The organism is Amycolatopsis sp. NPDC003731, assembly GCF_053586895.1.
This window is the reverse complement of record NZ_JBSFNC010000018.1, coordinates 83,546-91,026: the sequence shown is the minus strand read 5'-3', so window position 1 is coordinate 91,026 and position 7,481 is coordinate 83,546. Positions and strand designations below refer to the sequence as shown.

8 protein-coding genes are annotated in these 7,481 nt (G+C 71.4%); 6 read left to right on the top strand and 2 right to left on the bottom strand.

What is annotated here, in order from left to right; genetic code table 11:
• Positions 1-259: 259 nt before the first annotated feature.
• Positions 260-817, bottom strand: coding sequence for a GNAT family N-acetyltransferase (locus ACWDN5_RS10700; RefSeq protein WP_449675984.1), 558 nt, complete (start codon positions 815-817; stop codon positions 260-262).
• 30 nt (positions 818-847) lie between these two features.
• The gene (locus tag ACWDN5_RS10695; RefSeq protein ID WP_206790910.1) at positions 848-1,678 is read right to left on the bottom strand and encodes an inositol monophosphatase family protein; all 831 of its coding nucleotides are present in this window, start codon (positions 1,676-1,678) and stop codon (positions 848-850) included.
• A gap of 177 nt (positions 1,679-1,855) precedes the next feature.
• Here ACWDN5_RS10695 and ACWDN5_RS10690 point away from each other — a divergent pair, with 177 nt between their 5' ends.
• The 6 genes from ACWDN5_RS10690 (at position 1,856) to ACWDN5_RS10665 (ending at position 7,481) form a co-directional block, all read left to right on the top strand.
• Positions 1,856-2,926 carry a glycosyltransferase family 4 protein gene (locus ACWDN5_RS10690; RefSeq protein WP_449675983.1) on the top strand — a complete coding sequence of 357 codons (1,071 nt, stop codon included), beginning with the start codon at positions 1,856-1,858 and terminating at the stop codon, positions 2,924-2,926.
• 1 nt (position 2,927) lies between these two features.
• Complete coding sequence (locus tag ACWDN5_RS10685) at positions 2,928-4,031, top strand: glycosyltransferase (protein ID WP_449675981.1); 1,104 nt, start codon at positions 2,928-2,930, stop codon at positions 4,029-4,031.
• 23 nt (positions 4,032-4,054) lie between these two features.
• Positions 4,055-4,744: a class I SAM-dependent methyltransferase gene (locus ACWDN5_RS10680; RefSeq protein WP_310967878.1), complete on the top strand. Its 690-nt coding sequence runs from the start codon at positions 4,055-4,057 to the stop codon at positions 4,742-4,744.
• A 10-nt stretch (positions 4,745-4,754) separates the two neighbouring features.
• The gene (locus tag ACWDN5_RS10675) at positions 4,755-6,041 is read left to right on the top strand and encodes a geranylgeranyl reductase family protein (protein WP_449675979.1); all 1,287 of its coding nucleotides are present in this window, start codon (positions 4,755-4,757) and stop codon (positions 6,039-6,041) included.
• 467 nt (positions 6,042-6,508) lie between these two features.
• Positions 6,509-6,928 carry an NADH-quinone oxidoreductase subunit A gene (locus ACWDN5_RS10670; RefSeq protein ID WP_206790918.1) on the top strand — a complete coding sequence of 140 codons (420 nt, stop codon included), beginning with the start codon at positions 6,509-6,511 and terminating at the stop codon, positions 6,926-6,928.
• 4 nt (positions 6,929-6,932) lie between these two features.
• A complete protein-coding gene (locus ACWDN5_RS10665) occupies positions 6,933-7,481 on the top strand; it encodes a NuoB/complex I 20 kDa subunit family protein (protein ID WP_043783847.1) in 549 nt (182 codons plus the stop codon).

Sequence of the window (7,481 nt, the reverse complement as noted above, 5' to 3'; positions counted from 1 at the left end):
CGACTACCGCCAACGATGGACCGGACAACGTCCCCACGCCAGCAGCAAAGCCGCACTACGCGCACTCAAACGCCACCTCACCAACACCATCTACCCAGCCCTGCTCAACGACCACCACCGACTACAAACCACAACTTGACATAGAAGCTTCATTCGGGACGTCCGAGGTCTCGAATGAGTCATTCGCGACACTCGAAGAGCGCTGGCAGCCGCACCGGGGGCGCGCCGGAGCGTCGGTGCGCCTTGGGTGAAAGCCCGCTCAGCCTGCCGTCTTCAGCCAGGTGCTTCGGGTGATCTCGTACTCCACCTCGCCCTGCTCCGCCCCCTCTACCGGGTCCTCGTACTCCCCGGCCGAGATGAATGCCCGCTTGAACGTCATCCCCGCCGAGGCCATCGTTGCCCGGGATGGCTTGTTCACCGCCATCGTCTGGGCGAAGATCCGGTCGAGCCCCAGGTCCTCGAAGCCGTACCGGAGCACCTCCAGCGACCCCTCGCGGGCATATCCCTTCCGCCACTGGCGGCGCAGCAAGCGGTACCCCAGCTCCGCCTCGCCTTCGGCGTAGGGCTGGTCCGGGCCGTTCGGCGGCCGCAGGAGCCACCAGCCGACGAAGTCCGAAGCCGCGAAGCCCATCCAAAATCCGAACCCGGGCGCCACCGCCATCCGGCGGGCGTGAGCCGCCGAAACCTCCGAGCGGGTCGAGGCGCGGCCGGTCAGGTACCTCATCACCTCCGGATCCGAGTCCAGCTCGTACTCCAGCTCGAGGTGCTCGTCGGCCAGCGGCACGAGCGAGAGACGCGCGGTGCGGAGAAGAGGCATGCTCCGATCCTCACCCCGGCCGCAACCCGATTAGCCCGCCGTCTCCTGCCACCAGCCGAGGACCTCGTCCGCCACTCCGGGGGCCGCCACGAGCAGGCCGTCCGTGGGGAGGGCCGTGTCCTCGCCGTGCTTGTCCAGGACCACCGCGCCCGCCTCGATCGCCATCGCCACCGAGCCCGCCACGTCCCACTCGTGGTAGCTGTGCAGCACCGCCGCCGCCGCGTGGCCCAACGCCACCTGGGCGATCGACAACGCCGCCGAGCCCAGCACGCGCACCCCCGCATGGGCCGCCGCCGCTCGCTCGATGAAGCCGCCCATCCCCGGCCACGGGCCCGTCCGGGCCAGCTCGGTGCAGACCAGGGCTCCCGCCGTCACGCAGCGGTCCGCCAGCTGGATCGGCTTGCCGTTCGCGCGGGCTCCCCGGCCGCGCGCCGCGGCGTAGATCTGGGCCCGGTACGGGTCCGCCACCACGCCCACCACCGGCCCGGCCGCGTCCACCAGGGCCAGGCTGTACGCGCACCACGGCACGCCGGCCACGTAGTTCGCCGTTCCGTCCACCGAGTCGACCACCCAGCGGTACTCCGCGACGTCCGCGCCGTGGTCCGCGCCGAACTCGTGGCCGACCACCGGGATGCCCGGGAACTCCGCCGTCAGGACGCGCCGGGTGTGGCGCTCCAGGATCCGGTCGGTGTCGGTGACCCAGTCGAACGGCGAGTCCAGCGTGGAAGGGTGGGCGCCGCGGCCGGCGGTCGCGGTGATCACGTCGGTGGCGTCGTTGGCCAGCCGCCCGGCCACTTCGAGCGCCCTCGACAGCAGGCCGGGCTCGACGGGCCGCGGCGGCCGTGAGGACAAGAGGGTCATGCCTGCTTAGTCTGGGCCACCCTGGTTTCCGGCACGCGACCTTGAGATGACATGTCGTAGCCGATCTGTTCCGGCAGCGTTGGCCGCCGTGTCACGCGGTCGCCAGGATCGGGTGCGATCGTCCAAGACGTGCGAGTCGCCATAGTCACCGAAAGTTTCCTGCCCCAGGTGAACGGCGTGACCAACTCCGTCCTGCGGGTCGTCGAGCACCTGCGCGAACGCGCCCACGACGTGCTGATCATCGCCCCCGGCCCGGGCCCGGACTCCTACCGCGGCGCCCCGGTGATCCGGATCCCCGCGCTCGACGTCCCCGGCGTGAGCTCCCTGCCGATCGGCCTGCCGACGCGCACCGTGCTCAACGCGCTGGCCGCGTTCGGCCCGGACGTCGTGCACCTGGCGTCGCCGTTCGTCGTCGGCGCACGCGGGCTGGCCGCCGCGAGACGGCTGCGCGTCCCGTCGATCGCCGTCTACCAGACCGACATCGCCGGGTTCGCCGCCGCGTACGGCTTCGGCATCGCCGCCCGCGCCGCGTGGCGGTGGGTGCGGCGGCTGCACTCGCGGGCCGACCGGACCCTCGCGCCGTCCAGCGACTCCGTCGAGCAGCTGCGGCTCCACGGCGTCCCGCGCGTGCACCGCTGGGCGCGCGGCGTCGACATCGAGCGCTTCTCCCCGGACCACGCCGACGCCGCGCTGCGGGCCGAGCTGGCGCCGAACGGCGAGCTGCTCGTCGGGTTCGTCGGCCGGCTGGCGCCCGAGAAGGAGGTCGACCGGCTGGCCGCGCTGGCCGGTGTGCCGGGCATCCGGGTGGTCGTCGTCGGCGACGGGCCCGAACTGCCCGCGCTCAAAGAGCAGCTGCCGGGTGCGGCCTTCCTCGGCGCGAAGTACGGCGACGACCTCTCGAAGGCGTACGCGAGCCTCGACGTCTTCGTCCACACCGGACCGCACGAGACGTTCTGCCAGGCGGTGCAGGAGGCGATGGCCTCCGGGCTGCCCGTCCTCGCCCCGGACGCCGGCGGTCCGAAGGACCTCGTCCTGCCCGGCCGCACCGGCTACCTGCTGCCCGCGGACCGCGAGCAGTTCGGCCCGGCGCTCGTCGAGAAGGTCGACGCCCTCCGCGACGCCGCGTTGCGCGCGAGGCTCGGCGAGAAGGCGCGCAAGGTGGTGCTGGGCCGGACCTGGCCCGCGGTCTGCCACGAGCTGGTCGGGCACTACGAAGCCGTGCGCGGCCGGGCCGCCCGCGCGGCCTGACATGCACATCGTCCAGCTCGCGAACTTCTACGGGCCGCGCTCGGGCGGGCTGCGCACCGCGCTGCACCACCTCGGCGCCGGCTACGTCGCGAGCGGGCACGAGGTGACGCTCGTGGTGCCCGGGCGCCGGTACGCCGACGAGGTCCTGCCGACCGGTGTCCGCCGGTTTTCCCTGCCCGCGCCGCGGATCCCGGGCACCGGCGGCTACCGCGCCGTCGACCCGCACCGGGTCCGCGCGGTCCTGCGCAGACTCGAACCGGACCGCCTGGAGGTGTCCGACCGGCTGACGCTGCGGGGGATGGGCGGCTGGGCGAGCCGCCACGGCGTGCCCAGCACGGTCATCTCCCATGAACGCCTCGACCGCCTGCTGGAGCAGTTCCTGCTGCCCGCGCCGATGGCCCGCCGGGTCGCCGACGCCGCCAACCGGCGGATGGCGGCCGGCTACGACACGGTGGTCTGCACGACGGCGTTCGCGCGCGCGGAGTTCGACCGGATCGCCGCGCCGAACGTCCGCCGCGTCCCGCTCGGCGTCGACCTCACGACGTTCCGGCCTGCCCGGCGCGACGACGGCTGGCGCACCGACCTCGCCGCCGGCGCGGACGCCCTGTTAGTCCACTGTGGACGGCTGTCGCCGGAGAAGCACGTGGAGCGCAGTGTCGACACGGTCGCGGCGCTGACCGAGGCCGGGGCGAAGGTGCGGCTGGTGGTGGCGGGTGACGGGCCGCGGCGGCGGGCCCTGGAACGCCGGGCGCGCGGCCTGCCGGTGACGTTCCTGGGGTTCCTGCCGGGCCGCGGCGACGTCGCCCGGCTGCTGGCCAGCGCGGACGTCTCCCTCGCGCCCGGCCCCCACGAGACGTTCGGCCTCGCCGCGCTGGAGGCACTGGCGTCCGGGACGCCGGTGGTGGTGTCGGCGTCGTCGGCGCTGCGGGAGATCGTGCGGCCCGGGTGCGGCGCGGCGGTGGACGACCACGCGCCCGCGTTCGCGAAAGCGGTGACCGGGCTCCTGGACAGCCCGGAGGACATGCGCAGGGCCGCGGCCCGGGCGAGGGCGGAGGAGTTCACCTGGCCCGCGGCGGTGGCCGGGATGCTGGCGACGTTCCGCTGAAGTACCCGGACTAATCTCGACCCATGTCACGCGCAAGCCTGGACAAGGACCCGCACGAAGTCGCCGCGATGTTCGACGGCGTCGCGTCCGGGTACGACCGGGCGAACTCGTTCATGACCTTCGGCTTCGACCGGCGCTGGCGGACCACCACCGCCCGCGTCCTCGACGCCCGCCGCGGCGAGAGGGTCCTGGACCTCGCCGCCGGCACCGGGGTGTCGACCGTCGAGTACGCCCGCGGGGGCGCGTGGTGCCTGGCCGCGGACTTCTCCTTCGGCATGCTCCGCGCCGGCCTGCACCGCAAGGTCCCGATGGTCGCCGCGGACGCGCTGAACCTGCCGTTCGCCGACGAGAGCTTCGACGCCGTCACGATCTCCCTCGCGCTGCGCAACTTCGTCGACCCGAAGGCCGCGCTCACCGAGATCGCCCGGGTGGTCAAGCCGGGCGGCCGGCTGGTGATCTGCGAGGTCTCGACCCCGCCGTTCGCCCCGATCCGGTTCATCCACCGCCGGTTCGTCCTCAAGCTCCTGACCTGGGTCGGCAGCAGGACGTCGTCCAACCCCGAGGCGTACAAGTACCTGGCCGAATCCATGCTCACCTGGCCCGACCAGCGGACCCTCGGCGAGATCATCGCGAGCGCCGGCTGGACCGACGTCGAGTGGTTGAACCTCACATTCGGGGTCGTGGCGATCCACCGCGCCCGAAAGCCTGCCTAAACTCGCGTTCATGACGCGACGCACCGCAGACCAGGACGCCGAAGTCATCGTCGTCGGCGCCGGACCCGCCGGTTCCACCGTGGCCACCTACCTGGCCCGCGCAGGCGTCGACGTCCTGCTGCTCGAGAAGACCGAGTTCCCCCGCGAGAAGGTCTGCGGCGACGGCCTGACCCCGCGCGGCGTCAAGCAGCTGATCGACCTTGGAATAGATACAGCCACCGACGCGGGCTGGGTGCACAGCCGCGGCCTGCGGATCCTCACCGGCGACCTGACGCTGGAACTCGACTGGCCCGACCTGACGAGCTACCCGCCGTACGGCGTGTCCCGCACCCGTCACGACTTCGACGACCTCCTCGCGAAGCTCGCCGTGAAGGCGGGCGCGCGCCTGTACGAGCGCACCAGCGTCACCAGCGCGATCACGAACGCGAGCGGGCGCGTGGTCGGCGTCGAGGCGAAGGTCGGCCCGGAGAAGACGCCGGTGAAGTACTACGCGCCGCTGGTGCTGGCCTGCGACGGCGTGTCCGCGCGGCTCGCGCTGAGCGTCGGCATCCAGAAGAACGAGAAGCGCCCGATGGGCGTCGCCGTGCGCCAGTACTACAAGAGCCCGCGGCACGACGACCCGTTCATCGAGGGCCACCTCGAACTGTGGGACAAGTCCGACCCGCGGAACCCGAAGCTGCTGCCGGGCTACGGCTGGGCGTTCCCGCTCGGCGACGGCACGGTCAACGTCGGCCTCGGCATGCTTTCGACCTCGGCGTCGTTCCGGAACACCGACTACCGCGCGCTGCTGCGGCAATGGCTCGACGGGACGCCTGAGGAGTGGGGCTACCGCGAGGAGAACGCGATCGGCAAGGTCGGCGGCGCCGGGCTGCCGATGGGCTTCAACCGCACCCCGCACTACCGCGACGGCCTGCTGCTGCTCGGCGACGCCGGCGGCATGGTCAGCCCGTTCAACGGCGAAGGCATCTCGGCCGCGATGGAGTCGGCGCAGATCGCCGCGGAGGTCGTCGTGCAGGCGCTTGCGCGGCGCGAAGGGCCTTCGCGGGAGCGGGCTCTGGAGGCGTACCCGCGGGCGGTCGGTGAGCTGATGGGCGGCTACTACGCGCTGGGCAACGTGTTCGCGAAGATCATCGGCAAGCCGAAGATCATGCACGCGTGCACCAAGTACGGCCTGCGCATCAACAAGCTGCTGCCGCTGGTCTACAAGGGCCTTTCGGGCTGCTACGACGCCAAGGGCGGCGACGGCGTCGACCGCCTGATCGCGGCGCTGGCGAAGGTGACCCCGAGCCCGCGCTGACCGGATTTCCGAGGGCCCGGCACGGCTCCCGTGCCGGGCTTTCTCGCGCGCGGACACACGAGTGGCCTAACAAGTTGGCCGTGCGGTCAGTGGGATAGATCACAGGTCAGCGCCCGTTTTGTCCGCCCGGATCGCGATCTTGAAACCCCTTCGCGCAGGTCGCGCGCGCGGTGTTGCCGACCCGTGACAACGATGGCGAGGGAACTTAGGCGACCCTTATAACACGGGGTACTAGGGACAAGAGTGTGAGTCGCGTCCTAGACTCCCCCCATGCTTTGTGAATCCCTTCACATCCGCGACGAGTGGCTTGTGAACTATTTCACAAGCTGCTCACGGTCCAGCCACGGGCCGTAAGGAGACCCTGACCCTCGGCGGTGTGACCCAGGTCCCTTAGGGTGCCGACGAGGCCCAGCGGTTCCCCACCACAAGCACAACCGCAGCGGCGCGGAAAGGATGGCGAAGACCCCGTGCTGACGTTGCTGACCCGGACCGACACGGTGCAGCTGGCCCAAGAGGCCCCGAGCCTGAAGCCCTACCTGCCCCTGGTCCTGTTGTTCGTGCTGGCCTTGGCGTTCGCCGTGCTGTCGGTCCTGCTCGGGCCGCTCGTCGGACCCAGCCGGTACAACAAGGCCAAGCTCTCCGCCTACGAGTGCGGCATCGAGCCGTCCCCGCAGCCGCTCGTCGGCGCCGGGCGGATGCCGGTCGCGTACTACATCACCGCGATGCTGTTCATCCTGTTCGACATCGAGATGGTCTTCCTCTACCCGTTCGCCGTGCAGGCGGACGCGCTGGGCACGTTCGGCCTGGTGGAGATCCTGCTGTTCATCGCGACGGTCGGCTTCGCGTACGCCTACGTGTGGCGGCGCGGCGGCCTGGATTGGAACTAGACCCATGGGCCTGGAAGAAAAACTCCCCAACGGCGTCCTGCTGGCCAGCCTGGAAGGCCTCGTCAACTGGGCGCGCAAGAACTCGCTGTGGCCCGCCACCTTCGGCCTCGCCTGCTGCGCGATCGAGATGATGACGGTCGGCGGTTCCCGCTACGACATCGCCCGCTTCGGCATGGAGCGCTTCAGCGCGACGCCGCGCCAGGCCGACCTGATGATCGTCGCCGGGCGCGTCACGCAGAAGATGGCCCCGGTCCTGCGCCAGATCTACGACCAGATGGCCGAGCCGCGCTGGGTGCTCGCCATGGGCGTCTGCGCCTCCTCCGGCGGCATGTTCAACAACTACGCCGTGGTCCAGGGCGTCGACCACATCGTGCCGGTCGACATGTACCTGCCCGGCTGCCCGCCGCGGCCGGAGATGCTGCTGGACGCGATCCTCAAGCTGCACGCCAAGATCCAGGACGAGCCGATCAACGCCCGCCGCGCCGCCATCCGCGCCGCGAGCGGGGAGCGCACCGAGCTCGTCGCGTCCTCGATCAAGTACGCGAAGAAGTAG

Excerpts from the sequence above, each read along its gene's own strand:
- ACWDN5_RS10700 (WP_449675984.1), bottom strand. The coding sequence starts at position 817 with ATGCCTCTTCTCCGCACCGCGCGTCTCTCGCTCGTGCCGCTGGCCGAC.
- ACWDN5_RS10695 (WP_206790910.1), bottom strand. The coding sequence starts at position 1,678 with ATGACCCTCTTGTCCTCACGGCCGCCGCGGCCCGTCGAGCCCGGCCTG.
- ACWDN5_RS10685 (WP_449675981.1), top strand. The coding sequence starts at position 2,928 with ATGCACATCGTCCAGCTCGCGAACTTCTACGGGCCGCGCTCGGGCGGG.
- ACWDN5_RS10680 (WP_310967878.1), top strand. The coding sequence starts at position 4,055 with ATGTCACGCGCAAGCCTGGACAAGGACCCGCACGAAGTCGCCGCGATG.
- ACWDN5_RS10675 (WP_449675979.1), top strand. The coding sequence starts at position 4,755 with ATGACGCGACGCACCGCAGACCAGGACGCCGAAGTCATCGTCGTCGGC.
- ACWDN5_RS10665 (WP_043783847.1), top strand. The coding sequence starts at position 6,933 with ATGGGCCTGGAAGAAAAACTCCCCAACGGCGTCCTGCTGGCCAGCCTG.